The 26,826-nt window shown below is 64.9% G+C and carries 27 protein-coding genes; 13 read left to right on the plus strand and 14 right to left on the minus strand.

Annotated features, from left to right (window positions below; translation table 11 throughout):
* Window positions 1-182 precede the first annotated feature (182 nt).
* The 5 genes from I6F24_RS14335 to I6F24_RS14355 form a co-directional block, all read right to left on the minus strand.
* Window positions 183-914 (minus strand): amino acid ABC transporter ATP-binding protein, encoded by a 732-nt coding sequence (locus I6F24_RS14335; RefSeq protein WP_035997285.1) that lies wholly within the window; start codon window positions 912-914, stop codon window positions 183-185.
* 12 nt (window positions 915-926) lie between these two features.
* Complete coding sequence (locus I6F24_RS14340; protein WP_036021052.1) at window positions 927-1,619, minus strand: ABC transporter permease subunit; 693 nt, start codon at window positions 1,617-1,619, stop codon at window positions 927-929.
* A gap of 3 nt (window positions 1,620-1,622) precedes the next feature.
* The gene (locus I6F24_RS14345) at window positions 1,623-2,354 is read right to left on the minus strand and encodes an amino acid ABC transporter permease (protein ID WP_035997279.1); all 732 of its coding nucleotides are present in this window, start codon (window positions 2,352-2,354) and stop codon (window positions 1,623-1,625) included.
* 118 nt (window positions 2,355-2,472) lie between these two features.
* Window positions 2,473-3,384, minus strand: coding sequence for an amino acid ABC transporter substrate-binding protein (locus tag I6F24_RS14350; protein WP_036021110.1), 912 nt, complete (start codon window positions 3,382-3,384; stop codon window positions 2,473-2,475).
* An 87-nt stretch (window positions 3,385-3,471) separates the two neighbouring features.
* Window positions 3,472-4,869 carry a M20 family metallopeptidase gene (locus I6F24_RS14355; protein ID WP_036021049.1) on the minus strand — a complete coding sequence of 466 codons (1,398 nt, stop codon included), beginning with the start codon at window positions 4,867-4,869 and terminating at the stop codon, window positions 3,472-3,474.
* A gap of 308 nt (window positions 4,870-5,177) precedes the next feature.
* Here I6F24_RS14355 and I6F24_RS14360 point away from each other — a divergent pair, with 308 nt between their 5' ends.
* Window positions 5,178-6,557, plus strand: coding sequence for an LLM class flavin-dependent oxidoreductase (locus I6F24_RS14360; RefSeq protein ID WP_036021046.1), 1,380 nt, complete (start codon window positions 5,178-5,180; stop codon window positions 6,555-6,557).
* Window positions 6,558-6,719: 162 nt separating this feature from the next.
* On the opposite strand, the gene I6F24_RS14365 is transcribed toward I6F24_RS14360, so the two are convergent.
* The 4 genes from I6F24_RS14365 to I6F24_RS14380 form a co-directional block, all read right to left on the minus strand.
* Window positions 6,720-8,381 (minus strand): thiamine pyrophosphate-binding protein, encoded by a 1,662-nt coding sequence (locus I6F24_RS14365; protein WP_036021044.1) that lies wholly within the window; start codon window positions 8,379-8,381, stop codon window positions 6,720-6,722.
* Between the two features lie 108 nt (window positions 8,382-8,489).
* Entirely contained in the window at window positions 8,490-8,993 is a 504-nt protein-coding gene (locus I6F24_RS14370; RefSeq protein ID WP_036021041.1) for a GFA family protein, read from the minus strand.
* 151 nt (window positions 8,994-9,144) lie between these two features.
* Complete coding sequence (locus I6F24_RS14375; protein WP_036021039.1) at window positions 9,145-10,272, minus strand: alkene reductase; 1,128 nt, start codon at window positions 10,270-10,272, stop codon at window positions 9,145-9,147.
* A 235-nt stretch (window positions 10,273-10,507) separates the two neighbouring features.
* A complete protein-coding gene (locus I6F24_RS14380) occupies window positions 10,508-12,004 on the minus strand; it encodes an aldehyde dehydrogenase family protein (RefSeq protein WP_225149348.1) in 1,497 nt (498 codons plus the stop codon).
* Between the two features lie 182 nt (window positions 12,005-12,186).
* Between I6F24_RS14380 and I6F24_RS14385 the strand changes: the two genes are divergently transcribed.
* From I6F24_RS14385 to I6F24_RS14410, 6 genes are all read left to right on the plus strand, one after another.
* Complete coding sequence (locus I6F24_RS14385; RefSeq protein WP_225146284.1) at window positions 12,187-13,032, plus strand: SDR family NAD(P)-dependent oxidoreductase; 846 nt, start codon at window positions 12,187-12,189, stop codon at window positions 13,030-13,032.
* 126 nt (window positions 13,033-13,158) lie between these two features.
* The gene (locus I6F24_RS14390; RefSeq protein WP_035997250.1) at window positions 13,159-13,968 is read left to right on the plus strand and encodes a crotonase/enoyl-CoA hydratase family protein; all 810 of its coding nucleotides are present in this window, start codon (window positions 13,159-13,161) and stop codon (window positions 13,966-13,968) included.
* A 10-nt stretch (window positions 13,969-13,978) separates the two neighbouring features.
* Complete coding sequence (locus I6F24_RS14395; protein WP_225149349.1) at window positions 13,979-15,862, plus strand: feruloyl-CoA synthase; 1,884 nt, start codon at window positions 13,979-13,981, stop codon at window positions 15,860-15,862.
* 25 nt (window positions 15,863-15,887) lie between these two features.
* Complete coding sequence (locus I6F24_RS14400; protein WP_036036313.1) at window positions 15,888-16,649, plus strand: SDR family NAD(P)-dependent oxidoreductase; 762 nt, start codon at window positions 15,888-15,890, stop codon at window positions 16,647-16,649.
* Window positions 16,650-16,672: 23 nt separating this feature from the next.
* Window positions 16,673-17,092, plus strand: coding sequence for a thioesterase family protein (locus I6F24_RS14405; protein WP_024340606.1), 420 nt, complete (start codon window positions 16,673-16,675; stop codon window positions 17,090-17,092).
* 78 nt (window positions 17,093-17,170) lie between these two features.
* Window positions 17,171-18,322, plus strand: coding sequence for an ABC transporter substrate-binding protein (locus I6F24_RS14410; RefSeq protein WP_225149350.1), 1,152 nt, complete (start codon window positions 17,171-17,173; stop codon window positions 18,320-18,322).
* A 261-nt stretch (window positions 18,323-18,583) separates the two neighbouring features.
* On the opposite strand, the gene I6F24_RS14415 is transcribed toward I6F24_RS14410, so the two are convergent.
* On the minus strand, window positions 18,584-19,312 hold the full coding sequence (locus tag I6F24_RS14415; RefSeq protein ID WP_036021027.1) for a glutathione S-transferase family protein: 729 nt from the start codon (window positions 19,310-19,312) through the stop codon (window positions 18,584-18,586).
* 38 nt (window positions 19,313-19,350) lie between these two features.
* A complete protein-coding gene (locus I6F24_RS14420) occupies window positions 19,351-19,626 on the minus strand; it encodes a hypothetical protein (RefSeq protein ID WP_035997233.1) in 276 nt (91 codons plus the stop codon).
* A gap of 113 nt (window positions 19,627-19,739) precedes the next feature.
* Here I6F24_RS14420 and I6F24_RS14425 point away from each other — a divergent pair, with 113 nt between their 5' ends.
* Together I6F24_RS14425 and I6F24_RS14430 are read left to right on the plus strand one after the other, a co-directional pair.
* Window positions 19,740-20,438 carry a YafY family protein gene (locus tag I6F24_RS14425; protein ID WP_025033709.1) on the plus strand — a complete coding sequence of 233 codons (699 nt, stop codon included), beginning with the start codon at window positions 19,740-19,742 and terminating at the stop codon, window positions 20,436-20,438.
* 5 nt (window positions 20,439-20,443) lie between these two features.
* Complete coding sequence (locus I6F24_RS14430; RefSeq protein ID WP_035997229.1) at window positions 20,444-20,758, plus strand: YkgJ family cysteine cluster protein; 315 nt, start codon at window positions 20,444-20,446, stop codon at window positions 20,756-20,758.
* Here the strand turns inward: I6F24_RS14430 and I6F24_RS14435 are convergent.
* Both I6F24_RS14435 and I6F24_RS14440 read right to left on the minus strand, forming a co-directional pair.
* On the minus strand, window positions 20,755-21,153 hold the full coding sequence (locus tag I6F24_RS14435; protein ID WP_035997226.1) for a hypothetical protein: 399 nt from the start codon (window positions 21,151-21,153) through the stop codon (window positions 20,755-20,757). The genes I6F24_RS14430 and I6F24_RS14435 overlap by 4 nt on opposite strands.
* Before the next feature lie 281 nt (window positions 21,154-21,434).
* A complete protein-coding gene (locus I6F24_RS14440) occupies window positions 21,435-21,782 on the minus strand; it encodes a DUF3307 domain-containing protein (protein ID WP_050995827.1) in 348 nt (115 codons plus the stop codon).
* Between the two features lie 403 nt (window positions 21,783-22,185).
* Here I6F24_RS14440 and I6F24_RS14445 point away from each other — a divergent pair, with 403 nt between their 5' ends.
* The 3 genes from I6F24_RS14445 to I6F24_RS14455 all read left to right on the plus strand — a co-directional run bounded on the left by I6F24_RS14445 (window position 22,186) and on the right by I6F24_RS14455 (window position 25,050).
* The gene (locus tag I6F24_RS14445; protein ID WP_225149351.1) at window positions 22,186-23,631 is read left to right on the plus strand and encodes a TAXI family TRAP transporter solute-binding subunit; all 1,446 of its coding nucleotides are present in this window, start codon (window positions 22,186-22,188) and stop codon (window positions 23,629-23,631) included.
* Between the two features lie 291 nt (window positions 23,632-23,922).
* Entirely contained in the window at window positions 23,923-24,141 is a 219-nt protein-coding gene (locus tag I6F24_RS14450; protein WP_035997220.1) for a hypothetical protein, read from the plus strand.
* A gap of 123 nt (window positions 24,142-24,264) precedes the next feature.
* Window positions 24,265-25,050: an enoyl-CoA hydratase/isomerase family protein gene (locus tag I6F24_RS14455; protein WP_036036286.1), complete on the plus strand. Its 786-nt coding sequence runs from the start codon at window positions 24,265-24,267 to the stop codon at window positions 25,048-25,050.
* 7 nt (window positions 25,051-25,057) lie between these two features.
* Here the strand turns inward: I6F24_RS14455 and I6F24_RS14460 are convergent, their stop codons facing one another.
* Window positions 25,058-25,702, minus strand: coding sequence for a glutathione S-transferase family protein (locus tag I6F24_RS14460; protein ID WP_225149352.1), 645 nt, complete (start codon window positions 25,700-25,702; stop codon window positions 25,058-25,060).
* A gap of 86 nt (window positions 25,703-25,788) precedes the next feature.
* On the opposite strand from I6F24_RS14460, the gene I6F24_RS14465 reads away from it, so the two are divergent.
* Complete coding sequence (locus I6F24_RS14465) at window positions 25,789-26,808, plus strand: YafY family protein (RefSeq protein WP_225149353.1); 1,020 nt, start codon at window positions 25,789-25,791, stop codon at window positions 26,806-26,808.
* Window positions 26,809-26,826: the final 18 nt, after the last annotated feature.

Raw genomic sequence — 26,826 nt, forward strand, 5'->3', positions numbered from 1 at the left:
AGGTCTCCTGGGAGGAAGGGATTTGGCCACCGGTATAGGAGATTTGGCGGGCTGGATAAACCCACGATCCGTCATTCCGGGGCATTCGCAAGGCGAATGAGCCCGGAATCCATCTCACCGCGGTACTGCCCCGCTTGATGGATCCCGGGCTCGCGCTACGCGCGCCCCGGGATGACGACGGGTTAATGCGACAGAATCTTCGACAAGAACTTCTGCGCGCGGTCGCTGCGGGGTTTGCCGAAGAAATCGTCCTTCGCTGCGTCCTCGACGATCTCGCCGCGGTCCATGAAGATGACGCGGTTGGCGACTTTGCGGGCAAAACCCATCTCGTGGGTGACGACCATCATGGTCATGCCCTCGCGGGCGAGATCGACCATGACGTCGAGCACCTCGCTGACCATTTCCGGATCGAGCGCCGAGGTCGGCTCGTCGAACAGCATCACGATCGGATCCATCGCGAGCGCGCGAGCGATGGCGACGCGCTGCTGCTGGCCGCCGGAGAGCTGCGCCGGGAATTTCTGCGCCTGCTCCTTCAAGCCGACGCGCTCGAGCAGCTGCATGCCCTTGGCCTGCGCCTTGTCATGCCCCCTGCCCAGCACCTTCTCCTGCGCCAGGCAGAGATTGTCGATGATCTTAAGGTGCGGAAACAGCTCGAAATGCTGGAACACCATGCCGACGCGCGAGCGCAGCTTCGGCAGATCGGTCTTGGGATCGTTGACCTTGGTGCCGTCGACCAGGATGTCGCCGCTCTGGAACGGCTCCAGCGCATTGACGCATTTGATCAGCGTCGACTTGCCCGAGCCGGAGGGGCCGCAGACCACGACGACCTCGCCCTTGGTGACATTGGTGGTGCAGTCGGTCAGCACCTGGAAGGTGGGGCTGTACCATTTGTTGACGTGGCTGATTTCGATCATGAGCGGGGAGCCCTAGCGAATGATGGCGATGCGCGCCTGGAGGCGGCGGACGCCGTAGGACGCGATACAGGAGATGGTGAAGTAGACCACGGCGGCGAACAGATACATTTCGACCAGGCGGCCGTCACGCTGCGCCACCTTGCTCGCCGCGCCCAGGAAGTCGGTGATCGACAGGACGTAGACCAGCGAGGTGTCCTGGAACAGCACGATGGTTTGCGTTATCAGCACCGGCAGCATGTTGCGGAAGGCCTGCGGCAGCACGACGTAGCGCATGCTCTGGGCGTAGGTCAGCCCCAGCGCACTCGCCGCGGCCGGCTGGCCGCGCGAGATCGACTGGATGCCGGCGCGCATGATCTCGGAGAAATATGCCGCCTCGAACATGATGAAAGTGACGAGCGAGGACGTGAACGCGCCGACGCTGATCGGACGCGAGGCGCCTGTCACCCACTGCCCGATATAGGGCACCAGGAAGTAGAACCAGAAGATCACCAGCACCAGCGGCAGCGAGCGCATGAAGTCGACATAGATGCCGGCGATGCGGCCCAGAATCTTGAATCCGGACAGGCGCATCAGGGCGAGCGCCGTACCGAAGATGAGGCCGCCGAGAGCTGCGAGGAAGGTCAGCGTCAGTGTGAACGTCATGCCCTCGTAGAACAGATACGGCAGCGCGCGGCGGATGACGTCGAAATCGAGATTGCCGAGCATCGCTTATTTCCCCGTGATGTAGCCGGGGATCGCAACCCAGCGCTCGAGGAAGCGCATCGCGGTCACGACGACGGCGTTGACGAGGAGATAGAGGATGGTCGCGGCGGTGAAGGCCTCGAACACCTGGAACGAGAATTCCTGCATCGAGCGCGCCTGTCCGGTCAGCTCGAGCAGGCCGATGGTGATGGCGACGGCGGTGTTCTTGATGGTGTTGAGGAATTCAGACGTCAGCGGCGGCAGGATGATGCGGAAGGCCATCGGCAGCAGCACGTAGCGATAGCCCTGCACGGTGGTCAGGCCGAGCGCAGTCGCCGCCATCTTCTGCCCGCGCGGCAGCGAGGAGATGCCGGCCTGCAGCTGCACGGCTACGCGCGCCGACATGAAGAAGCCGACCCCGATCGCCGCCGTCCAGAACGGCGCGTTCGGCAATTGCTTCAGCCACAGCCCGGCCGCCCTCGGCAGAATTTCCGGCAGCACGAAAAACCACAGGAAGAGCTGCACCAGAAGCGGCATGTTGCGGAAGAATTCGACGTAGGCGAAGCCGAACCAATTGGCGCCCTTCGACGGCAGCGTGCGCATGACGCCGACGATCGAGCCTGTGATCAGCGCGATCACCCAGGCCAGCGCCGCGGTCTTGAGGGTCAGCGCCAGCCCCGACAGCAGCATGTCGAGGTAGGTGCCGGTCCCCATCGGGTTCGGCTGGAAGAAGATTCCCCAGTTCCAGTTGTAGTTCACGTGTCCCCCGCGCGAACGCGCCCGTCATTGGACGTCTTGAGCGCCTATGCAAATGTCCGGCCACCCCAGTGTCAAGAGTGGCCGGACATGATCCCGATCGAAAGATCGAGGTTTTAGCTTACTTGTAGTCGTCCGGGTTCGGCGAGTCCGTCGGCTTGGCGAACTCGTTCTTCAGCTCGGCCGAGATCGGCGTGTTGAGGTTCAGTCCCTTCGGCGGGATCTTCTGGGTGAACCACTTATCGTAGATCTTCTGGGCCTCGCCGGAGGTGTAGAGCGCAGCCGTGGCCGCATCGACGACCTTCTTGAACGCGGGATCGTCCTTGCGCAGCATGATGCCGTAGGGCTCCGGCTTGGAGAACGCATCCTTGGAGATAACGTAGTCGCCCGGGTTCTTCGAACCGGCGACGAGGCTCGCCAGCAAGATGTCGTCCATGACGAAGGCGACCGCGCGGTCGGTCTCGACCATCAAGAAGGCTTCGGCGTGATCCTTGGCCGGAATGATGTTGGCGCCGAGGCCCTTGGCGGCGTTGGCTTCGGTGAGCTGCTTGATGTTGGTGGTGCCGGCGGTCGAGACCACGGTCTTGCCCTTGAGGTCATCGATCGACTTCAGGCCGCTCGACTTCTTGAAGACATAGCGGCTGGCGGTCAGGTAGTGGGTGTTGGTGAAGGCGACCTGCTTCTGGCGCTCGGCATTGTTGGTGGTCGAGCCGCATTCGAGGTCGATGGTGCCGTTGGCCATCAGCGGGATACGCGTCGCCGAGGTCACCGGGTTGAGCTTGACCTCGAGCTTGTCGAGCTTGAGCTCCTTCTTCACGGCGTCGACGATCTTGTAGCAGATGTCCATCGCGAAGCCGACCGGCTTCTGGTTGTCGTCAAGATAGGAGAACGGGATCGAGGAATCGCGGAAACCGAGCGTGATGGCGCCGGTGTCCTTGATGTTCTTCAGCGTGCCGGTCAGCTCCTGGGCCCCGGCTTGGCTGACGACGAGGGTCGCGGCGAGCGCGAGCCCGATGTGACGGAAATGTTTCACGTTTTTCTTCCCCTTTCGGATGATGCGGCCCGGATGCAAGCACAAATCGGGCCGGATTAGAATGTAACTTTCGGCTGGATTATCGGCTCAGGTTAACGGGCCAGTCGGTGGCTTTGGCAACTCGCCGAGATCCCAGAACAGCCCGGCCATCACCGTCAAGGCCTCTTCGGTCAATGGCAGCAGGATGTGCTCATTGGGCGCATGCTGGGAGCAGCCGGGATAGGAATGCGGCACCCAGATCGTCGGCAGTCCCAGGATCTCGGAAAACACGTCGTTGGGCAGCGAACCGCCGAAATTCGGCAGCACGGCCGGCGCCTTGCCGGTGGTCTCTCGCACCGAATCCGCCGCCCATTTGATCCACGGGCTGTCGAAATCGGTGCGCGATGCAGCAAAACTCTGCGCCGCGCGCACCTCGACCATCGGAAAACCGCGTCCGACCAGATGCGCGCGGACAGCGTCGATCAGCCCTTCAACCTTGGTCCCAACCACGAAACGCAGTTGCAGCACGGCACTGGCCTGGCCGGGGATCGCGTTGGCCGGCTTCTCGATATTGCCTGAGGACATCGCCAGCACTTCCAGCGTGTTCCAGGCGTAGAGCCGTTCAGCAGCCGAAAGCCCCTCCTCGCCCCAATTTTCGGCCAGCGCCGGCTCGTCGGCAGTCGGCACCACCTCGACGTCGGCGAGATAGGAGCGGATCTGGTTGGTCAGCCGCGGCGGCTTCAAGGCATCGAGCTGCAGACGGCCGTGGCCGTCGACCAGGGTAGAGATCGCGTTGACCAGGATGGTCGCGGGGTTGGCGAGCACGCCGCCCCAATTGCCGGAATGGTGGCCGCCGTCGCGCAAGTTCACGTCGAGGTGGATGCGGATGCCTCCACGACAGCCGAGAAACAGCGTCGGCCGATCGGCCGAGAGGCGCGGCCCGTCGGAGGCCATGAACAGGTCGGCCTTGAGCGCGTCGCGATGGAGATCGCAGACCTTGCCGAGATCGGGCGAGCCGATCTCCTCGCCCATCTCGATGATGAACTTGGCGTTGAAGCCGAGCTTACCGCCGCGCGCCTCGCGCACCGCACGCAGCGCGGCCATATTGATGCTGTGCTGCCCCTTGTTGTCGGCGGTGCCGCGGCCATAGAGGCGCGTCCCGGAAGCATTGGTGCGCCAGGGATCCCGGCCATCACGCCACTCGCCTTCCATGCCGTCGACGACATCGCCATGGCCGTAGACCAGCACGGTCGGCGCAGACGCGCTCTCGTGATGCTCGGCGAACAGGAACGGCGCCTTGCCGCTCGGGGATTCGACGATGCGGCTGGAAAAATCGAGCGCGGCGAAAGCCGGCTGCATCTCCTGCTCCAGATAGGCGCGCAGCTCGGGGCCGCGCTGCGGATTCTGGCTCTCGGTCTTGTAGGCGACGCGGCGGTCGAGTTCAGCGAGGAACGCGCCGGACTTGAAATCCTCACGGGCGCGGGCGATGGCGTCGGCTCTGGTCATGCTTGCTTTTCGAGATGTGAGACGAAGGACCTTACCTGAGGCGGGTTGGCCTTCGAAAGTGGCGGGGACTCGGATAGTTCTTGTAGTTCGCTTCTTGTAGGTCTCTTCTCGTGGTCCTCTTGGGATTTCGTTCTTGCTTCCTTGAGACTGGCTTGCCAGGCACAGCTGCGACGCTGACTTTGGCTTTGCCAAGCGCAAGCCTTCTATCTTGGCCCTTGCCAAGGGCCAATTATATGCAAGAACTTCGCCAAGTTGGGGCGCCATCTATCATTCGAAGAGCGCTCAGTACAGGGCGCCGAGGGACCAGCATGGCCAAAGAGATCAGGCTCAACGCCTTTGCGATGAATTGCGTCGCACACCAATCACCGGGCCTGTGGACCCATCCGCGCGACCGTACCGCCGAGTATAACCGCCTGTCCTACTGGATCGATCTCGCCAAGACGCTGGAGCGCGGCCGTTTCGACGGGCTGTTCCTGGCCGACGTGCTTGGCGTCTATGACGTGTATGGCAACAGCCCTGACGCAGCCTTGCGCAATGCAGCGCAGACGCCGTCGAACGAGCCGCTGCTGCTGCTGTCGGCGATGGCGGCGGTGACGCAAAATCTCGGATTCGGCGTCACCAGCAATCTGTCCTTCGAGCCGCCCTATCCGTTCGCACGGCGGATGTCGACGCTCGATCACCTCACCGAGGGGCGGATCGGCTGGAACGTCGTCACCGGCTATCTCGACAGCGCCGCGCGCGGTGCCGGCAAGGACAAGCAGACCGGCCATGACGACCGCTACGACATCGCCGACGAATATATGGAGGTCGTCTACAAGCTCTGGGAAGGCAGCTGGGAAGACGATGCCGTGCTGCGCGACCGCAAGCGCGGCATCTTCACCGACCCGGCAAAAGTTCATCGCGTCAATCATGCGGGCGCGAACTACCGCATCAACAACACCATTCACCTCAGCGAGCCCTCGCCGCAGCGCACGCCCGTGCTGTACCAGGCCGGCACCTCGCCGCGCGGCCGGCAATTCGCGGCCAGGCACGCCGAGTGCGTGTTCATGTCGGGACCGTCAGCCAAGGTGATCGCGCCGCGCGTCTCCGCGATCCGGCAGGAAGCTGCCGCACTCGGCCGCGATCCGGCGGAGATCCTAATGTTCTCGATGATGACGATCATCCTCGGACGGACGGAAGCCGAGGCGAAGGAAAAATACGCCGACTACCGCCGCCACATCAGCCCAGAAGGCGCGCTGGCGCTGATGTCGGGATGGACCGGCGTCGACTTCTCCGGCTACGACCTCGACCAGCAGGTGCGCCACGTCCAGAACGATGCCGGCCGCAGCGCGATGGACAACGTGACCCGCGCCGACCCTGACCGCGTCTGGACCGTGCGCGACGTCATCGAGCATGTCGGCATCGGCGGCGCTGGCCCGGTCGTGGTCGGCACGCCCGAGATGGTCGCAGACAAGATCGAAGCATGGTTCGAGGCGACGGATGTCGACGGCCTCAACGTCGCGTTCGCGATCTCGCCCGGCGATTTCGAGGATATCGCCGACATGCTGGTGCCCGAGCTGACGCGGCGCGGAAGGTACAAGAGCGAGTACGCCAAGGGCACGTTGCGGGAAAAACTGTTCGGCGAGGGCCGCGCGCGCCTCGACGCGCCGCATCCCGCGGCGGAGTATCGCGTGGGGAAGAAGGGGTAGGCGGAAGATCGCGCCACAGCCAGGCTGTCGTCCCCGCGAAGGCGGGGACCCATAACCACAGGAAGTAGTTTGGCGAAGACTCGGGAGCTCGATACGCCTACCAGCCGCAGTCGATAGATCACGCGGTATGGGGTCCCCGCCTTCGCGGGGACGACTGCGGGGCTACACCTTCCCGTCCACCATCACCTCGATCAGCTTGGTTCCCGGCCGATTGAACGCTGACGTCAGCGTTGCCTTCAGTTCGCTGACATCGCTGACCTTGATCGCCTCACAGCCGAGTGCCTTGGCGACGCCGGCGAAATCGACCGGCGGATTGACGAAATCCATGCCGACGTAATTGTCATCGCCGTGGAAGGCGAGCAGGCGCTGCTTGATGATGCGATAGCCGCCATTGTTGGCGATGACGACGTTGAGCGGCAGCTTGTGATGCGCCGCGGTCCAGAGCGACTGGATCGAGTACATCGCGCTGCCATCGCCGGAGAAGCACACCACGGGGCGATCGGGATTGGCAATGCTGGCGCCGACTGAGGCCGGCAGGCCCCAGCCGATGCCGCCGGAGGCGAGCCCGTGATAGCCGTAGCGGTCGCGATGCGGATGCAGGGCCGTGATCTGGCGGCTGGAGGTGAGACCTTCATCGACCAGGATGGCGTTGTCAGGCATCGCCTCGACCATTTGCAGCACGAGGAAGTCCGGATCGATCGGTGTGCGGCCGGCACTCTTGCCGATCTGCTCGACCAGCGCCGCGCGGCGCGCGGTCCAGTTCTTCGGCGCGAGCTCGGCGAGACGCTGCTTGGCGCGGCTCGCGAGGGCCGCGCCGCCCATCTCCTTGAGTACCGGGATCAGCGCGCGCAGTGTTTCCTTCAGATCCGCCTTCAGCGCGATCTCGGCCCCGTAGTTCTTGGCAATCTCCCAATCGATGAGACCGATCTGCACGATGCCGAGGCCCTCAGGCAGCGCGTCGACCTCGCTATAGACCGACATCCGCAGCGGATCGCCGCCGAGCGCGATCAGCAGATCGTACGGCGCGAGCGTATCGCGCGCGGCCTTCTGCACGCGCGCGAGCGTGCCGACGAAGCTCGGGCTTTCGGACAGAAAGTGCGAGCCGTAGGGCGTCGAGGACTGATAGGCCGCAGCGCCGAGCAGCTCGGCCAGTTCAGCCGCCTCCGTCAAAGCATCGCTCTTGACCACCTCGTCCATGGTGACGATCACGGGACGCTCAGCCTTGAGCAGGCGTGCGGCAAAGGCCTTCAGCGCCTCGTCCGACGGTTTCGTGCGCGCATCGATGCGGGTGGAGCGGCCGAGATCGATCCCGGCCTCGCTGTTGAGGATGTCGCCGGGCAGCGAGATGAACACCGGCCCGGTCGGCGGCGTCGTCGCAACCTTCGCGGCACGGCGCACGATGCGCGGCAGGTCCTCCAGCCGTGTCACCTCGACCGCCCATTTCACCAGCGGCTCGGCCATGCGCACCAGCGGACCATAGAGCACCGGCTCCATCAGACCGTGGCCCTGCTCCTGCTGGCCCGCCGTCAGGATCATCGGCGTGCCCGTGAACTGGGCGTTGTAGAGCGAGCCCATGGCGTTGCCGAGGCCGGGCGCGACGTGAACGTTGCAGGCGACGAGCTTGCCCGAAGCGCGGCTGTAGCCGTCGGCGATCGCGACCACCAGGCTCTCCTGCATCGCCATCACATAAGTGAGATCGGGATGGTCCTTCAGCGCATGCATGATCGGCAGTTCGGTGGTTCCAGGGTTGCCGAACAGATGCGTGATGCCCTCGTCCTTGAGCAGCGCGAGAAAGGCGGAGCGGCCGGTGATCTTGTTCTTCATGTTTCCTCCAGGAGCGGACCGTTGCCGCAAGGACCGAAAGCATGATGGCCGAGATGCTGGCAGACGCGCAAGGAAGCGCGGTCATGGCTGCGTTGCGCGGGAGAGGCGCTACATCTCCTCCCGCCCGAGTTCGAACGGGTCGTCCCCGCCAGCGCGCTTCTTCCTTTTCGAGCGCTGCCAGACGACGCCGGGAAAGCCCTTCAGCGGCACCAGGGGCTCGCCGGTATAGGCCCATTCCTGCAGCTCCTCGATGGCGATGTGATAGAGCGGCTGGCGGCCGGTGCGCTCGTTGAACAGGGCGCGCGGGATGTTGACCATGTGCGGCCCGCGCGGGCGCTCGTACATGATCGGCGTGCCGCAATGCGAGCAGAAGCTGCGCGCGATCTTCGTCGCCTTGTCCTCGTAGCGGGTCAGCGCGGTCTTGCCTGAGGTGATGCGGAAGCGCTTCTTCCAGCTTCCGACATAGGTGGCGTAGGCCGCGCCATGGGCGCGGCGGCTGGCAGCGGAATGATCGTGCCAGGCCCAGCGCGCGGGCACGTCGATCTCGAAGGCGACCTTGCCGCAGAGGCATTGGCCGGTGGCGATCCCTGCGGCGGCTGCGGCTTTGGCCATGGACGTCTCTCCGTCGTCATTGCTAGCGCAGCGAAGCAAGCTCGTCATTCCGGGGCGATGCGAAGCATCGAGCCCGGAATCCATCCCACGTCCAGGTATGCGGCCCGATGGATTCCGGGTTCGCGACTTCGTCGCGCCCCGGAATGACAGATCAAGCCGGCGTCAGCTCGTCATACACCGGATAATCCGTGTACCCCTTCTCCTCGCCGCTGTAGAACGTCGCGCGATTATACGGCGTGATCGGGTAGCCGTGCTCGAGACGACGCGGCAGATCAGGATTGGAGATGAAGATGCGGCCGAAGGCGATGATGTCCGCATGTCCGTCGGCGATCGCCGCATTCGCGGTCTCCCCGGTGAAGCCGCCGGCGGTCATCAGCACGCCGCTGTAGAGCGGACGGAACAGCACCATCGCCGATGGCACGTTCTGCCAGTTGACCTCGGCGCGGCCCGAGCCGCTGGAGCGCGGTTCGATGAAATGCAGGTACGCCAAACCCAGCTTCTCGAGCGCCTTCACGACATGGGTATAGAGCGGCATCGGATCGGGCTCGCCGGAATCATTGGCGATGCCGTAGGGCGACAGCCGCACAGCGACACGGTTCGAGCCCCAGACGTCGATCGCGGCCTGCGTGACCTCGAGCAGAAGGCGCGCGCGGTTCTCGATTCCGCCGCCATATTGATCGGTGCGCTGGTTGCTGCGCGATTGCAGGAATTGCTCGAGCAGATAGCCGTTGGCGCCGTGGATCTCGACACCGTCGAAGCCGGCGGCGAGCGCATTCTTGGCACCCTGCCGGAACGCCTCGACGATGCCCTTCACCTCATCAGTCTCCAGCGCGCGCGGCGTCTCGTAGTCGGCGATCTTTCCGTCGGCCGTCATCGCCTTCATGCCTTCGGCCTTGATCGGAATTGCCGAGGCCGAAACCGGCAGCTCGCCGCCGTGGAAGGAGGAATGAGAGACGCGGCCGACATGCCAGAGCTGGAGAAAGATGATGCCGCCCTTGGCGTGCACGGCATCCGTCACCTTGCGCCAGCCCGCGACTTGCGCCTCCGAATAGATGCCGGGTGTCGCCGGATTGCCGCGGCCGTGCGAGAGCACCGGCGAGGCTTCGGCGATGATCAGGCCGCCCTTCGTCGCACGCTGGCCGTAATATTCGGCGTTGAGTGGCCGCGGCGCGAAAGTGTCGCGCTCGGCCCGCATGCGCGTTAGCGGCGCCATCGCGACGCGATGCGCGAGCTGGTAGGGACCGACCTGCAACGGCTTGAACAAGGCTTCGAATTTCATGTGGTCCCCGGATGTCTTTGAAAGGATGCAGATGATTGTGAGGGAGACTGACCGCCTGAAGGCGGTGGTTGTTCTCCCTCTCCCCGTTCTTAGGGGGAGGGGGTTGGGGTGGGGGGCTGCCTCGGCAATCGCGGTGAGAGTTGGACTCGCGGAGAGTCCCCCTCACCCGGAATCCGCGCGTTGCGCGAATTCCGGCCTCTCCCCGCAAGCGGGGAGAGGCGAAGGAGAGCCGGCCTTACGCCGTCTTGATCCAGACGGCCTTCACGTTGAGATATTCCTCGACGTGCTGCTTGCCGGATTCGCGGCCGTAGCCGCTCATCTTGTAGCCGCCGAACGGCACGGCCGGATCCATCGCCTGGTAGCAGTTGACCCACACCGAGCCGGCACGCAAGCGTTTCGCCACCGCATGGGCCTTGCTGACGTCGCGCGTCCACAGACCGGAGCCGAGGCCGAACGTGGTGTTGTTGGCGCGTTTGACCAGCTCGTCCATGTCCTTGAACGCGATTGCGGAGATGACGGGGCCGAAAATCTCCTCCTGCGCGATGCGCATGTTGTCCTCGACACCCGCGAACACCGTCGGCGAGACGAAGAAGCCCTTCGACAGCGCGCCTTCGGTGACACGGCCGCCGCCGGCAAGCGCCCTCGCGCCCTCCTTCTGGCCGACGTCGAGATAGCCGGTGACGCGCTCGAGCTGCTGCTCCGAGACGAGCGGCCCGATCTGCACGTTGGGATCGAGGCCGTTGCCGACCTGCAGCTTCTTGCCGAACTCGGCGACGCGGCCGACGAATTCGTCATAGATCGAGTGCTCGACAAACAGGCGCGTTCCGGCGCTGCAGATCTGCCCTGAATTGGCGAACACCGCCATCGCCGCGCCGGGCACGGCGGCGTCGAGATCGGCATCGGCGAACACGATGTCCGGCGACTTGCCGCCGAGCTCGAGCGAGACGCGCTTGAGATTGCCGGCGGACGCACGGATGATCGACTGGCCCGTGACATGCGAGCCGGTGAAGGCGACCTTGTCGACGTCGTGATGCGAGGCGAGCGACGCCCCCGCGGTCTCGCCATAGCCGGGGACAACGTTGATGACGCCGGGCGGCACGCCCGCTTCCATTGCGAGCTCAGCGATGCGCAGCGAGGTCAGCGGCGCTTCTTCGGCAGGCTTGAGCACCACGGTGCAGCCGGTCGCGATCGCCGGGCCGATCTTCCAGATCGTCGCGGTCAGCGGCCCGTTCCAGGGAATGATGGCGCCGACGACGCCGATCGGCTCCTTCAGCGTGTAGGAGAATATCTCGCCGGGTAGCGAGTTCTCGATGGTCTCGCCGTGGATCGCGGTGGTCTGGCCGGCGTAATAGCGCAGCATGCCGACGGCGCGCAGGCGGTAGGCACGGGTGCGGCTCAGCGGCGCGCCCATGTCGAGCGTGTCGAGCTGCGACAATTCGTCGAAATTCTTCTCGACGAGATCGGCGAGCCTCAGGAGCAGGTTCTGCCGCTCGAACGGCTTGACCTTACTCCACGGGCCTTCGAAAGCGCGACGCGCAGCCGCGACCGCACGATCGATGTCTTCCTTGTCGCCTTCGGCGACGGTTGCGAGCAGCTCGCCGGTGGCGGGATTGCGGGTCTCGAAGCGCTTGCCCGAGGCTGCATCGACCCACTTGCCGTCGATCAGCATCTGCTTGTAGGACCCGTTGGCGAACGGATGGCGCGTGATCGGAATAGCCTGCGACACAGCCATGGCTGCACTCCCTGTCAGTTGAATTGATTGGTTCGATCTGGGCGGGATCGTTCGGCCGAGGATACAGCCGCGCCTGATAGGCGTAAAGGCAGCGCGGAACGAAGACCTCCCATGCCGACTTGTGCAGGGTCGCATCGCTGCCATGCTATAGCTCGGCTGAAGGCTTTCCACGGAGACGCTCGATGTCACATCCCGCCATCGTCAAGGACAATGTTGCCGTGATCACGGGTGGCGCAGCCGGCATCGGATTTGCCGCCGCCGCGGCATTTGCGCGCGCTGGAATGAAGGTATGTATCGCTGACGTCGACGAGACACGCTTGGCAGAAGCTGCAACAAAATTGTCATCCGTAACATCGGCCGCAAACGTCATGACCTCGGCCGTCGATGTCAGCAAGATCGAGAGCGTGACGGAACTCGAGCGCGCCGTCCACGCGCGGTTCGGCGGCACCGATGTCCTCATGAACAATGCCGGCATTCAGCCCGGCAGCACCTTGTTCGACGCGCCGGACAATTGGCAACGCATCATCGCCGTCAACATGTGGGGCATCATCAACGGCTCGCGCATCTTCGCGCCAAACATGATCGCCCGTGGCAGGCGCGGCCTCATCATCAACACCGGTTCCAAGCAGGGCATCACCACGCCGCCCGGCGATCCCGCCTACAACGTCTCCAAGGCCGGCGTGAAGGCCTTCACCGAGGCGCTCCAGCACGAGTTGCGCAACACGAATGACTGTCGCGTCACGGCGCACCTGCTGATCCCGGGCTTCGTCTTCACCGGCCTGACCGCAAAGGGACGCACCGAGAAGCCGGCCGGCGCCTGGACGCCGGAGCAGACGGTCGATTTCATGCTGGCGCGGCTGGAGGCCGGCGACTTCTACATTCTCTGCCCGGACAATGACGTGCCGCGCGCGCTCGACGAGAAGCGCATGCTCTGGGCGGCCGGCGACATCGTCGAGAACCGCCCGCCATTGTCGCGCTGGCATCCGGATTACGCCGATGCGTTCGCGAAGTTTGTGGCGCGAGAGTAGGCCTGCACCGCTCTCTCGCTCGCCCCGGGTCTCGCGGAAAGGCTGGGGTCACGGCCACCTGGCCTTGCCCCACCTTGACTCCCCCAAAATTCGTTATACAACATAACTATTCTGACAAGGACGCAAATGACACAAGGAAACGCCGAGACCGCGAATGCGGGTCCCTCCGGGCTTTTGAGGATCGAGCGGGCGGACCGGGTTCTGACCGTGGGTCTGAACCGGCCGGCCAAGCGCAATGCGCTCAATGACGGCATCATCCTGGAAATCGGCGAGTGTTTTGCGAACCTGCCCGAGGATATCGGCGCGGTCGTCATCCACGGTATTGGCGACCATTTCTCCAGTGGCCTCGACCTCTCCGAGCTGACCGAGCACGACGCCACCGGCGGGCTCCTGCACTCCCAGATGTGGCACCGGGTGTTCGACCGCATCCAGTACAGCCGCGTGCCCGTGATCGCAGCGCTGCGGGGCGCCGTGATCGGCGGCGGGCTGGAGCTTGCCTGCGCGGCCCATATCCGCGTCGCCGAGCCCTCGACCTATTTCGCGCTGCCGGAGGGGCAGCGCGGCATTTTCGTCGGCGGCGGCGGCTCGGTGCGGCTGCCGCGGCTGATCGGCGTTGCCCGGATGATGGACATGATGCTGACGGGACGCGTCTACAGCGCGACCGAGGGCGCGTCCTACGGCTTTGCGCAATATCTGACGGAGGCCGGCAATGGGCTCGGCAAAGCGCTGGAGCTTGCGACCAAGGTGGCGTCCAACGCCCCGCTGACGAATTTTGCCGTGCTCCAGGCGCTGCCGATGATCGCAGAGGCCAATCCGCAGACCGGCCTGTTGATGGAGTCGCTGATGGCCACCGTCGCGCAGAGCGACAAGGAGGCCAAGCGGCGGATCCGCGAATTCCTCGAGCACAAGACCGCGAAGGTGAAGCCCAAATCATGAGCGTAAAGTCATGAGCGCCCAGCCGTCCTCTTCCGGCATGGAGCGCGGCGCGAGCAATTTCCCGCTGCGGCCCATCTCGTTCGGCGATCCCGTCGTCAACATCGAGCGGCGCGACGACGGCACGATTTACCTGCGGCCAAAGCAGCCGCTCGGCGACTATCCGGTCCGCATCACCGACCGCCTGCATCATTGGGCCACGACGACGCCGGACCGCGTCTTCATGGCCGAGCGCGAAGGCGGTCGCGGCTGGCGCAAGATCACCTATGCCGAGCTGCTCACCGCGAGCCGCCACATCGCCTCCGCATTGATCCAGCGCGGCCTGTCGGCCGAGCGGCCGGTCGTCATCCTCTCCGGTAATTCGATCGACCACGCGCTCCTGGCGTTCGGCGCGTTCTATGCCGGCGTTCCGTTCTGCCCGGTGTCGCCGGCCTATTCGCTGGTGTCGAAGGATTACGGCAAGCTGTCCTATCTGATGAAGCTGCTGACGCCGGGCTTCGTCTTCGCTGACGATGCCGACAAGTTCGCCGATGCGCTCGCCGCCAACGTCTCGCTCGGCACCGAGATCGCCGCGTCCTATGGGCACGTGCCGGGCCGCGACGTGACCCTGCTCGCCGACCTGATGGCGACGCCGATCCGTGGCGATCTCGACGACGTTCACGGCAGGATCGGCCCTGACACGATCGCAAAATTCCTGCTGACCTCGGGCTCGACCGGCTATCCCAAGGCCGTCGTCAACACCCAGCGTATGATCTGCGCCAATCAGGTGATGCTGCGCGAGACGCTCGCTTTCCTGAAGGACGAGCCGCCGGTCATCATCGATTGGCTGCCGTGGAATCACACCTTCGGTGGCAATCACAATATCGGCCTGACGCTCTACAACGGCGGCTCGATGTATCTGGACGCCGGCAAGCCGGTGCCTGGGGGCATCGAGGAGACCGTGCGCAATCTCCGGGAAATTTCACCGACGGTCTATTTCAACGTGCCCAAGGGCTACGAATCGCTGCTGCCCTATTTGCGCGACGACCAGGGCCTGCGCGCCAAGTTCTTCGACCGGCTGCATGCGATGTTCTTCTCGGGCGCGGCGCTGTCGCCGTTCGTCTGGGACAGCCTCGACGAGCTCGCGGCGAAGGAGAAGGGCTATCGCGTGCCGATGCTGACCGGTCTCGGCGCGACCGAGACCGCGCCGTTCTTCATGTCGGTCAATCCGCGCACCAGCCGCTCCGGCCATGTCGGCCTGCCCGTCTCCGGCAACGACGCCAAGCTGGTGCCGAACAACGGCAAGCTGGAAGTGCGCGCCAAGGGGCCGAACGTGATGCCCGGCTACTGGCGCCAACCCGACATCACGGCACAATCCTTCGACGAGGAAGGATTTTACAAGATGGGCGATGCGCTCAAGCCCGCCGATCCCGATGATTTCAACGCCGGCTTCGATTTCGACGGCCGCGTCAGCGAGGACTTCAAGCTCGCGAGCGGCACCTGGGTCAGCGTCGGCCCCCTGCGCGCGCGCCTCACCGCGGCCTGCGCGCCCCTGGTGCGCGACGTCGTCATCGCCGGCATCAACCGCGACGAGATCTCCGCGCTGGTCGTGCTCGATCTCGACGGCTGCCGTCTGATCAACCCGACGCTGCCGCCCGACGATCTCGTCGTCGCGACGCGCGACCGCCTGGTGCGCGAGGCGTTCCGCGAGCGCCTGATCCGTTTCCTCGGCCAGGCCACGGGCTCGTCGACACGGATCACGCGCGCGATCCTGATGGACACGCCGCTCTCGATCGACAAGGGCGAAGTTACCGACAAGGGCTCGATCAACCAGCGCGCAGTGCTGGAGCATCGCGGCGAGCTGATCGAGGAGCTCTACGCTGCCAATCCGTCGAACCGTGTGATATCGGTCACCTAGAAAAATATCGCCAAAGGAGAACGCCATGTTGTTGAAGGATCAGGCAGCCATCGTCACCGGCGGAGCATCGGGACTGGGCGCGGCCACCGCGCGAAAACTGGCGGCGCAGGGCGCCAAGGTCGCGGTGTGCGACCTCAACACCAAACTGGCCGAAACGGTCGCCGCGGAGATCAAGGGCGTGGCCGTCACCTGCGACGTCTCCGATGCCGCCTCCGCTGAAGCCGCGATCGCGCAGGCGACCAAGGCCCATGGCCCGGCGCGCGTGCTGGTCAATTGCGCCGGCATCGGCGTCGCCAAGCGCGTCGTCGGGCGCGACGGCCCGATGGCGCTTTCCGATTTCGACAAGGTGATCAAGGTCAACCTGATCGGCACCTTCAACATGCTGCGCCTCGCCGCCACCGAAATGTCCAAGCTGGAGCCGCAGGCGACCGGCGAGCGCGGCGTCATCATCAACACCGCCTCCGTTGCCGCCTATGACGGCCAGATCGGCCAATCCGCCTATTCGGCCTCCAAGGGCGGCATCGTCGGCATGACGCTGCCGATCGCGCGCGAGCTCGCGCAGTTCGGCGTCCGCGTGCTGACGATCGCCCCCGGCCTGTTCCTGACGCCGCTGCTGGCGAACCTGCCGCAGGAGGCCCAGGACTCGCTCGCCGCCGCGATCCCCTTCCCGCGCCGGCTCGGCCAGGCCGACGAGTTCGCCGCGCTCGCGCTGCACATGGTCGAGAATGCCTACCTGAACGGCGAAGTGGTGCGCCTCGACGGTTCGCTGCGCATGGCGCCCAAGTAGATTCGTCGAGCAAGGCCAGCCAGATGTTCGTGAACCGGCGCGAGGTCCAGATCCAGTGGGGCGATTGCGACCCCGCAAACATCGTCTACTACCCGCGCTATTTCGCGATGTTCGACGATTCGACCTCGACCCTGTTCGAGGTCGCCGGTTTCTCCAAGCAGGACCTGGTCCGCAAATACGGCCTGGTGGGCATCCCCATGGTCGACACGCGTGCCAAGTTCTACATCCCCTCGACCTATGGCGACTGGATCACCATCGAGACCAGAATCGAGAGCATCAAGCGCTCGAGCTTCGAGGTGAAGCACAACGTCTACAAGGGCGAGGCGCTCGCGATCGAGGGTTTCGAGACCCGCGTCCTGGTCGGCCGCGATCCCGTTAACCCAGACAAATTGAAATCGGCACCATTCCCGGCGGAAATGGTAGCCAAGTTCACGGGAAGCTAAATCGCCGCATCACCAAAAGAGGGGGCTGAATTACCCCCCGATTTCTGCTTTCAAATAAACACGTCAAGGGAGGAATAGATGAAACGCTTTTATTTGACCGCTGCCATCACTGCGGCTTCGCTGGCCCTGCCGGCATTGCCCGCGCTGGCCCAGACCAGCGAAGTCACCATCGGCATCACCACGACCACGACCGGGCCAGGTGCGGCACTCGGCATTCCCGAGCGCAACGCGCTGGAATTCGTGCCGAAGGAGATCGGCGGCGTGCCGTTGAAGGTGATCGTGCTCGACGACGGCGGCGATCCCACCACCGCCACCACCAACGCCCGCCGCTTCGTCACCGAATCCAAGGCCGACATCATCATGGGCTCGGCGCTGACGCCGCCGACCATCGCGGTCTCCAATGTCGCCAACGAAGCCGGTATCCCCCACTTCGGTCTGGCACCCTTCCCGATCACGCCGGAGCGCATGAAGTGGTCGGTGGCGATGCCGCAGCCGATTCCGATCGTCGGCAAGGTGCTGTATGACCACATGAAGGCCAAGGGCGTGAAGACGCTCGGCTACATCGGCTATTCCGATTCCTACGGCGACCTCTGGTTCAACGATTTGAAGGCGCAGGCCGTGCCGATGGGGATGACGATCGTCGACGAGGAGCGCTTCGCTCGTCCCGACACCTCGGTGACCGGCCAGGTGCTGAAGCTCGTCGCCGCCAATCCGGACGCCATCCTGGTCGGCGCCTCCGGCACCGCGGCCGCGCTGCCGCAGACCGAGCTGCGCGAGCGCGGCTACAAGGGCCTGATCTACCAGACCCACGGCGCGGCCAGCATGGACTTCATCCGCATTGCCGGCAAAGCAGCGGAAGGCGTGCTGATGGCCTCGGGTCCCGTCATGGCCCCCGAGGAACAGCCGGACAGCGCGCTGACCAAGAAGCCGGGCCTCGCGCTGAACTCCGCCTACGAGGCAAAGTACGGCCCCAACAGCCGCAGCCAGTTCGCCGGCCATTCCTTTGATGCGTTCGAGATCCTCAAGCGCGTCATTCCGGCGGCGTTGAAGACGGCCAAGCCCGGCACGCCGGAATTCCGCGAGGCCATCCGCCAGGCGCTGCTGACGGAGAAGGAGCTGGCGGCGAGCCAGGGCGTCTACAACTTCACCGAAAAGGACCGCTACGGCCTCGACGAGCGCTCGCGCATCCTGCTCACGGTGAAGGACGGCAAGTACACGCTGGTGAAGTAGGCGTCGCCAAGATTCGAGACAACGAGAGCCGGCCCGATGGGCCGGCTCTTTTGTTTGGTCAATGGCGTGAGCTGCGGCACCGGCGCAGGTGCGCCCCCTCTCCCGCTTGCGGGAGAGGGTTGGGGAGAGGGTGCCTCCGCGTTGGGACCCTCCGAGACTTACGGAGAAAACCCCCTTGAGGAGAAAACCCTCACCCGGCGCTTCGCGCCGACCTCTCCCGCAAGCGGGAGAGGTTGCACCGAGTCAGCCGATGCACCGCGGCTACGCCGCCTGCCGTAGCGGCGTCCAGGCGAATTCCGGATAATAGTCGTCCATCATGCGGTCGACATAGGCGGTGAGGTTCGGAAATCCCTCGGCCCGCTCGCGCAAGGCGGATTCGAAGAACGGTGAGAGGACGCCGGCGAGCATACCGAACGCAGTGGCATCGACGCCGCAGGGCCTGTTGCCCATCAGGAAGGCTTTGTCGCCGAGCTGCACCGACAGCGCGAACAGCGAACGCACGGCAAGATCGACGTCGTCATCCGGCGCATGGCGGCCGAGGCCAGAGAGCAGATAGTTCTCGGCGACGCGGAATTGAGCGTCCTCGCGCAGCTTCTCGCGATTGTGCTCCGGCGCACCGTCGAAGAAATGCGCGGGCCCCTTGGCGAAATTGACCGGATCGACCCAGCGCGCGCCCACCAGCGCCCAATAGACGTGGTGCTCGATCATGCGCTCGAACGCCCAGGCCTGCGCACGCTCGGCCAAGGTGAGGCCGGCATCGAAATCGAAGCCGTAGCGGCGCTCGATATGGGCCCGGATGAAGGTGGAATCGGCCACCGCCTCGCCGCCATCGTCGATGAAGGGCAGCTGCCCCTTGGGCGAGGCCGGCGGCATCGCCCGCTCTTTCCGATAAGGCAGTCCCGCCATCTTGAGCTGCACCTCGGTCTTGGTGACGAAGGGGCTGATTTCCGGCAGGCCGAAGCCGGCGCCAAAGCCGTAAAGCGTGATCATGCAAGCTCTCCTGAACCTGTCGAACGAGTGGAAGGAACCTAGCGGCCGGCTGCTGCCACCATGGTGGCAGCAGCCGTGATATCTTCTGCGAAGCGGGCCCCGCGCCAGGCGCGGCCCATCAGATGGCGGACCAGCGCATCCGCGGCATGGTTCAGCGAGCGTGTCACCACGCTTGCGAGCGCAAATCGGAGATCAACGGCCATGAGATCGAGCGGAACGAGGCGGCCAAACGCCCAAGCCCGCAACATTTGGCCGTGCCACAGCTGCGCCCGCCACAGTGGACCGGCCTGGCCGAAATGGGTTGGAATGATCATGGACAAATCCTCTTCAGTCGATGTGTTGTCCCGGTATAGAACCCCCCTGCTGCCAACATCCTGTCAGCAGCCGCGCGCCGATTTCTGATCCGTCGTTCGAGAAGAGAACTGTCATGAGACGCGCCGACCGGCTGTTTCAAATCATCCAGGTGCTAAGGCGCACGCGTAAGCCGCTGACGGCAGACGCGATCGCGGCCGAGCTCGAGACTTCGAAGCGCACTATCTATCGCGACATCGCAACCCTGATCGGCCAGCGCGTGCCGATCCGCGGCGAAGCCGGCATGGGTTACATCCTGGAAAAGGGTTTCGACCTGCCGCCCCTGATGCTGACGCCGGACGAGATCGAGGCGGCCGTGCTGGGCGCGCAATGGGTCGCAGGCCACGCCGATTCCGCGCTGGCGCGCGCGGCCGAAGACTTGATGGCCAAGATCGCCGATACCGTCCCGGAGCGCCTGCGCCCCTTCGTACTGGAGCCGGCGAGCCGGGCGCGTCCGAGCTGGAACCGGGAACCGGACCGCCTGGACATGGCGCGCACCCGGACCCAGATCCACGAAGGCAAGAAGATCATGCTGCGCTATCGCGACGAACAGGGCCGCCCCAGCGAGCGCATGATCTGGCCGATCTCGGTCGGCTATCTCGAAGCCGTGCGGCTGCTGGCGGCCTGGTGCGAGCTGCGCGGCGACTTCCGCAGCTTCCGCACCGACCGCGTGGTCGAGGCGACCTATCTCGACGAGAAATATCCGGAACGGCGCGACGTGCTGCGCGCGAGATGGCGGCAGAGCCTGGTCTGGGGTCCGCCGAAGGACACGTGAGAACGATGGACGAGACCGAGCTGTCGAGCTGTTGCCAGGGCTGCGGCGCCTGCTGCGGCTATTCGCAGAACTGGCCGCGCTTCTCGATCGAGAGCGACGAGGAGCTTGCGCTGATCCCGGAGGCGCTCGTCAACGACCGGCAATCGGGCATGCGCTGCGAGGGCGATCGCTGCGCGGCATTGCAAGGCGAGATCGGAAGGATGACGGCCTGCGGCATCTATGACGTGCGGCCGGAGGTGTGCCGCACCTGCATGCCTGGTGACGCCGAATGCGCGATGGCGCGGCGGAAGTTCGGCCTGCCCGTTATCGAGGCCGCTTAGGCGGGGACGGCTTCGCCGATCTCGTCGTCGAGCTCGTCATCGAGCGGTGCGAGCACCGAGAGCGGCTTGGTCGACAGCGTGATCGGCTTGCGCCCACCCGTCAGCGACGTCGAAGCTTTCGCGGTGCCTTCGCGCGACAGCGCGAAGAGCGTCGAGCCGACGCGGCCGCCATTCTCGATCAGGTCGCGCTCGCTGCAGCTCGCTGCGATCGCGACCGCCAGCGAGTGCAAATGGCTACGGCGGTAGCAGAACAGCGCCAGCCTGGCGCGCACGTCAGGGGAAACACTCTCAACCAGCCTCGGCAGGCCACTCTCGCTGGCGCGATACATCTCGCCAAGGAGCTCGTCGCGGACCGGGCAGAAATCGCTTTCAAAGGCGTCGCGGCTTGAAAACATTGCAGTTCTCCCTCGTGTAAGGAAGATGCAGCGCAATTCTCTAACGAAAGGTTAACCACGCTGCCCGGTAGTCACCCGGGGTGGTTGCGCGTCGGCCGCGAATCGGTGGGACGCCTTGGTGGGGTTTTCAAAGTCTTCCGCGGCGTCATGGCCGGGCTTGTCCCGACCCTTCACGGAAAGCCAGGAGGCACGAAGAACGTGGAGGCCCGGGACAAGCCCGGGCATGATGATCCCTCGTGCTGATGGCGATTGCCTCTCCCCGAAAGGCCCAAAGGCGACCTTCAGTTCGCCGCCATGAAGATCGCGAGGCCGAAGCCGGTCAGGTGGTGCAGCGCCTGGTCGACGCCGATCAGGGTCCAGAACCAGGGATGGGCGAGGTCGACGCCGAAATTGGCGGAGACGTATCCCTTGGCGCGGTCGATCGTGATGTGGATCAGGAAGTCGAAGAAGGCCACGAACCAGAATCGCGGCGCCACGATCACGATCAGCGGCAGCGCGACGGCAAGGTGGACCAGGCAGTGCACTAGGAGCGGCAGGGCCCAGCCATGCTTCTGATCCTTGCCGTGCGCCATCCAGGCGGTTTGAAGAACGAAATCGGCGATGACGTGCTTGAAGGTGAGCAGCAACATCCAGCCAATGAGCGCTTCAACCGGAATCGCCGATGACATGGGTGGAAACGACAAAGCTGACGCCCTCATTGACGTGACGAGAAGAATTGGAGCGTTCAGCGCAACTTCTTCTTGGACCGGTCAAATCGCCGGGACGCGCAATTTATGACATCTCCCGCGGCGGAATGCAGCCGGGTGGAACCGGAAAATCGCCAAGTGTGGCTAACCGGTGATAGGATGGCCAATCGCCGCGGACATATCGACTAAGGTTACCTCCGGCTCGAAATTTGCATTCCGCTGCCTTCGCGCTATCATCGGCGATCGGGAATATCGTTCTTTTTTCAGGCGTTTACGAATTACCGGGCCCGCCGCGCTTCCAAGCCACGCGCCGCCGCCAGCCAAACGATAAGGCCAGAGTGCCGCCATGAGTACCGAAGGCCCCATCGCATCGCCGACCATGCCGCCGCCCCGGCGCCCCAAGGTGATCAAGACCAACCAGCAGCAGGTTCTCCTCTACGTCGTGCTGACCCTGCTGCTGTCGTTCGCCACCGTCTGGGCCGGCCGCACGCTGGTGCACAATTCGGAGACGCTGACCTTTGCCGTCGGCGGCCCCAACAGCGATGAGGCGCTGTTCGCGGCCAAGCTCGCCGCCCTCCTGAAGAACAACGCTTCGCGCTTGCGGATCAACATCGTCAACAACGCCGACAATGCCAAGGCGCTCGCGCAGTTCGACCGCAGGCAGGCCGACCTCGCCGTGCTGCGCACCGACGCCAAGGTGCCGCTGCGGGCGCGCACGCTCGCGATCCTCGAGCACGATCTCGTGCTCCTGCTCGGTCCCGGCAACAAGAAGATCAAGTCGCTGGCCGAATTGAAGAAGAAGAAGGTCGCGGTCGTCGCCGAGAACGAAACCTCGCTCGCCTTCGTCCGCAGCATCCTCGACGTCCCCGATGGCCCTGAGGCTGCGAAGATCCAGATGGCGCCGCAGGGCGCGACACTCGACAAGCTGTTCGCCCCGGCAAACGGCTTCAGCGCGGTAATCGCGATCGTCCACGCCTCGAAGGCGGTCCGGGACAAATCCTATGAGCAAGCCGCCAAGCGCGGCGGCTTCACACTGAACACCATCGAAGAAGCCAAGACGCTGGCGCGCAAATTTCCCGGCATTTCCGACGAGACTGTGACAGCCGGCTCGGTGTCGACATCCCCGCAGATTCCCGACGACGATCTCGACACGATCGGTCTCGAATGGCTGCTGGTCGCGCAATCCCGGATGTCCCCAAGCACGGCCGGCGAGCTCGCCCGCATCGTCTACGAGAACAAGGCGGCGCTCGGGCTCGACAACGGCTTTGCCACCAGGATCGAGCCGGCCTCGGTCGAGAAGGACGCCTTCGTGGTCGCGCATCGGGGCGCCGCCGACTACATCAACGACGACACCAAGTCGTTCATGGATAAGTACAGCGACTTGATGTATCTGGCCGCCGCAGCGCTCAGCGTCATCGGCTCGATCTTCGCCGCGATCTACGCCAAGATCACCCGCATCGCGCCGGAGAAGGCCAGCGAGCTCTCGACCGCCATCCTCGACATCGGCGAGCGGATCGAGCACGCCCATTCGCTGGATCAGCTCGAATGTCTCCAGGATGAGCTCGAGACCATCTTGCGCGGTGCCGTCATCGGCCTCAGGGACGGCACGATCAGTTCCGACGGGCTCGACACCTTCAAGCTCGGCTACGAATTCGTCCGTGACGAGATCGGCATGCGCCGCGACTATCTGAAACGTCATGCCGGCGAAGCCGACAAGACGGTACGCGATGCCGGCCCGGCTCCGTCAGACGACAGCAATGTCGTGGTGGTGAAGACCGCCCAGAGCGCCTGACCCCGCCGGATTGAGCAACCCACCCACCACGCTCGTGTCCCGGACATGCCGCAATGCCGAAGGCGTTGCGGCGCTGAGCCGGGACTCAGAAGCCGCAGTTTCCGCTGCTCGATGGGCCCCGGCTCTGCAGCGCATCATCACAGCGCGTCGAAGACGCGCGTAAACGCGCTTGTGGTGCTGCGCTGCGTCCGAGACGAGAGTGAGGCTATGCTCCCGACCGATCGCTGCCGGTCGTCTGGAACCCTGCCCACCCGCAACCGTTGGTTTCCGGTTGCAACCGGAGAACGCGGCATGCGTGCACTCCTCATCATCCTCCTTCTGGCAATGCTGGCGGCGGCCGGCTACTTCGCCTATTCCGCAATGGCGGTCGAAGGTGAGCCGATCCCGACGGAAGGCTATGTGGCACTGGCGCTGGGCGCGGGGTTTTCCGTCATTGTCGGCGTCGGGCTGATGGTGCTGCTGTTCTTCAGCAGCCGCCGCGGCTACGACGAGCCGCCACATTTCAGGTAAGGCACCCCGCCAGGGACGGCGGCGTGGACGGCAGGCCCGCTGCAGCGGCGCGGCAAACGACCGGCGCCGTCGTTGACGGCCTCCGCCCGGGCGGGCACTTTGGCGCCGACAACGGAGACGAGAATGTCGGACACAGCCGACGCAGCATCTAGCCCCCTGCTCGAAATCATCGGCGCCCGCGCCACCATCCGCCTCAACCGGCCGAAACATCTCAACCGGCTGCAGGCGGAGGATCTCGACGAGCTGACGAGACTGTTCGACCGGGTCGAGGCCGATCCCGATATTCGCGTGCTGGTGCTGACCGGAACCGGGCGCGCCTTCTCCGCCGGCTACGATCTCAATTCGGTCGCGGAACGCGCCGTCAGCGCGGGCGAGCAGCAGAGCGCGGGCTCGGCCTTCGAGGCCGTCGTCAACCGGCTCGAGGATCTCGGCGTGCCGACCATCTGCCGGCTCAATGGCGGCGTCTATGGCGGCTCGACCGACCTCGCGCTCGCCTGCGATTTCCGCGTCGGCGTCGATACCGCGGAAATGTTCATGCCGGCGGCGCGCCTTGGGCTGCATTACTACCCGAGCGGCATCAAGCGCTACGTGACCCGCCTCGGCGTCGACAATGCGAAGAAGCTGTTCCTCACCGCGCAGAAGATCGACGCCCCGGAAATGCTGCGCATCGGCTATCTCACCACAATGGTGCCGGTGGAATTCCTGGACGAGGAGGTCGACACGCTCGCTGCGATCCTCGCCGGCAACGCCCCCCAAGCGATGCGCGGCATGAAGCGCGCGATCAACGAGTTCGCCCGCGGCGAGCTCGATGAAGGCGCCGCCGACCGGCGCCACCGCGACAGCATGCGCGGCGACGAGATCAAGGAAGGCATCAAGGCGTTCGCCGACAAGCGGGCACCGCGATTTTGACGCCCTCTCATCCACACGCCGCGGCGGCATGCTGCGCCGCCATCTCCGCATCTGCGGCATTGATGCGCTGGAACGCCGGCCGCGCCGTCATGCGCTCCGCATAGCGGACGAAGACATCCTTCTTCGGCACGATGCCGAACATCATGGTCCAGCTGAACGCGACGCCCCACAATACGTCGGCCGCCGTCATGCGCTCGCCGAGCAGATAGGGCCCGTTCGCCAGCTGGGCCTCGAGCGCACCCAGCATCGTATCGTAATCGGCATAGGGCGATTGCGTGATCGGCGCCGGCTCTCGCTGCATGAACTTGTCGATCAAGGCCGGCTCGAACGACGACCCATAATAGGCGATCCAGCGCAGATAAGGCCCGCGCAGCGGATCGTTCAGGGCGGGGGTCAGCCCCGCTTGCGGGAACAGGTCGGCGAGATAGATGGTGATCGCGACCTGCTCGGTCACCAGCGCCTCGCCGTGGCGAATCGCCGGCACCTTGCCGAGCGGGTTGAGGGCGAGATAGGCGGGCTTGCGCTGATCCCCGGCCTTCATGTTGAGGACATGGAGCTCGTAAGGGGCTCGCAGCTCCTCGAGCAGCACGCGCGTGCCGGTGGCGCGCGTCTGCGGCGAATAGAACAGCGTGATGCGGTTTGGATCGGTCATGGCGGTCTCCATCTGGCCGGCTGGCGATGGCGCCGCTTGTAGCGGACCATACCTGACATCTTGTGTCAGGTATGGTCTAAGGGATCATGCGCGCGAGCCGGATGCTGTCGATCCTCACCACCCTCCAGGCCAGGGGACAGGTCACCGCGCCCGAGCTCGCGCAGGCCTGCGAAGTGTCGGTGCGCACGATCTATCGGGACATCGACGCGCTCGCGGCGTCCGGCGTTCCCGTTTACGCCGACCGCGGCGCGGACGGCGGCTATCGGCTGCTCGACGGCTATCGCGTGCGGCTGAACGGGCTGTCGCAGAGCGAGGCGGGCGCGTTGTTCCTGGCGGGATTGCCAGGCCCGGCCGCCGCACTCGGGCTCGATGCTGCGATGATCGCCGCCCAAAACAAGCTGATGGCGGCACTGCCACCGAATTTGCGTGAGGATGCCGGGCGGATGCAGGAGCGTTTCCACCTGGACGCGCCCGGCTGGTTCGGTGAAGCGGAAGACCCGAAGCACCTGCGCACCATCGCTGGCGCTGTGCTGCGCGGGACGCTGATCAAGATTCGGTACCAGAGCTGGCGATCCGAGAAGCAGCGCCGCGTCGCGCCGCTCGGCCTCGTGCTGAAGGGCGGCAGCTGGTATCTCGCAGGACAAGTCGACGGCAGCGTGCGCACCTATCGCGTCGCACGCGTGCTCGACTGCACAGCCCTCGGCGACCGCTTCGATCGTCCGGCCGGCTTCGACCTCGCCGCCCATTGGCGGGCCGCGACGCTGCGGCTCGAAGCGGAGATGCACCCCAATGTCGCGATCGTCCGCCTGTCGCCGTTCGGCGTGAAGCTGCTCGACGCGCTCAGCCAGCCCTACGTCAAGGCACGCACGCAGCTCGAGGAGACAGCCGATGCAGACGGCTGGCGCATTGCGCGCGTGCCGGTCGGAAAGACATCGTGGCATGCCGCGGCCGAACTACTGCGGCTCGGCCCGGAAGCCGAAGTCCTTGAACCGGCCGATCTCCGCGACAAGATGGCCGAGCTGACGCAGGCGATGGCCGTGCGCTATCGCGCGGCGCAGAAAGCCTCATCGCGGCGCATTCTGCCGCAGCCGACGAAACATTCCTGAAACACGATTCTTCCCGCT

The sequence above is a fragment of the Bradyrhizobium sp. BRP23 genome (genome assembly GCF_020194135.1).
GTDB classification, from domain to species: Bacteria; Pseudomonadota; Alphaproteobacteria; order Rhizobiales; family Xanthobacteraceae; genus Bradyrhizobium; species Bradyrhizobium yuanmingense.

Bases quoted from the DNA above. Each gene is read 5' to 3' on its own strand.
- I6F24_RS14335 (WP_035997285.1), bottom strand. From the start codon at position 914: ATGATCGAAATCAGCCACGTCAACAAATGGTACAGCCCCACCTTCCAG.
- I6F24_RS14340 (WP_036021052.1), bottom strand. From the start codon at position 1,619: ATGCTCGGCAATCTCGATTTCGACGTCATCCGCCGCGCGCTGCCGTAT.
- I6F24_RS14355 (WP_036021049.1), bottom strand. From the start codon at position 4,869: ATGACCAGAGCCGACGCCATCGCCCGCGCCCGTGAGGATTTCAAGTCC.
- I6F24_RS14360 (WP_036021046.1), top strand. From the start codon at position 5,178: ATGGCCAAAGAGATCAGGCTCAACGCCTTTGCGATGAATTGCGTCGCA.
- I6F24_RS14365 (WP_036021044.1), bottom strand. From the start codon at position 8,381: ATGAAGAACAAGATCACCGGCCGCTCCGCCTTTCTCGCGCTGCTCAAG.
- I6F24_RS14370 (WP_036021041.1), bottom strand. From the start codon at position 8,993: ATGGCCAAAGCCGCAGCCGCCGCAGGGATCGCCACCGGCCAATGCCTC.
- I6F24_RS14375 (WP_036021039.1), bottom strand. From the start codon at position 10,272: ATGAAATTCGAAGCCTTGTTCAAGCCGTTGCAGGTCGGTCCCTACCAG.
- I6F24_RS14380 (WP_225149348.1), bottom strand. From the start codon at position 12,004: ATGGCTGTGTCGCAGGCTATTCCGATCACGCGCCATCCGTTCGCCAAC.
- I6F24_RS14385 (WP_225146284.1), top strand. From the start codon at position 12,187: ATGTCACATCCCGCCATCGTCAAGGACAATGTTGCCGTGATCACGGGT.
- I6F24_RS14390 (WP_035997250.1), top strand. From the start codon at position 13,159: ATGACACAAGGAAACGCCGAGACCGCGAATGCGGGTCCCTCCGGGCTT.
- I6F24_RS14395 (WP_225149349.1), top strand. From the start codon at position 13,979: ATGAGCGCCCAGCCGTCCTCTTCCGGCATGGAGCGCGGCGCGAGCAAT.
- I6F24_RS14400 (WP_036036313.1), top strand. From the start codon at position 15,888: ATGTTGTTGAAGGATCAGGCAGCCATCGTCACCGGCGGAGCATCGGGA.
- I6F24_RS14405 (WP_024340606.1), top strand. From the start codon at position 16,673: ATGTTCGTGAACCGGCGCGAGGTCCAGATCCAGTGGGGCGATTGCGAC.
- I6F24_RS14410 (WP_225149350.1), top strand. From the start codon at position 17,171: ATGAAACGCTTTTATTTGACCGCTGCCATCACTGCGGCTTCGCTGGCC.
- I6F24_RS14415 (WP_036021027.1), bottom strand. From the start codon at position 19,312: ATGATCACGCTTTACGGCTTTGGCGCCGGCTTCGGCCTGCCGGAAATC.
- I6F24_RS14420 (WP_035997233.1), bottom strand. From the start codon at position 19,626: ATGATCATTCCAACCCATTTCGGCCAGGCCGGTCCACTGTGGCGGGCG.
- I6F24_RS14425 (WP_025033709.1), top strand. From the start codon at position 19,740: ATGAGACGCGCCGACCGGCTGTTTCAAATCATCCAGGTGCTAAGGCGC.
- I6F24_RS14430 (WP_035997229.1), top strand. From the start codon at position 20,444: ATGGACGAGACCGAGCTGTCGAGCTGTTGCCAGGGCTGCGGCGCCTGC.
- I6F24_RS14435 (WP_035997226.1), bottom strand. From the start codon at position 21,153: ATGTTTTCAAGCCGCGACGCCTTTGAAAGCGATTTCTGCCCGGTCCGC.
- I6F24_RS14440 (WP_050995827.1), bottom strand. From the start codon at position 21,782: ATGTTGCTGCTCACCTTCAAGCACGTCATCGCCGATTTCGTTCTTCAA.
- I6F24_RS14445 (WP_225149351.1), top strand. From the start codon at position 22,186: ATGAGTACCGAAGGCCCCATCGCATCGCCGACCATGCCGCCGCCCCGG.
- I6F24_RS14450 (WP_035997220.1), top strand. From the start codon at position 23,923: ATGCGTGCACTCCTCATCATCCTCCTTCTGGCAATGCTGGCGGCGGCC.
- I6F24_RS14455 (WP_036036286.1), top strand. From the start codon at position 24,265: ATGTCGGACACAGCCGACGCAGCATCTAGCCCCCTGCTCGAAATCATC.
- I6F24_RS14460 (WP_225149352.1), bottom strand. From the start codon at position 25,702: ATGACCGATCCAAACCGCATCACGCTGTTCTATTCGCCGCAGACGCGC.
- I6F24_RS14465 (WP_225149353.1), top strand. From the start codon at position 25,789: ATGCGCGCGAGCCGGATGCTGTCGATCCTCACCACCCTCCAGGCCAGG.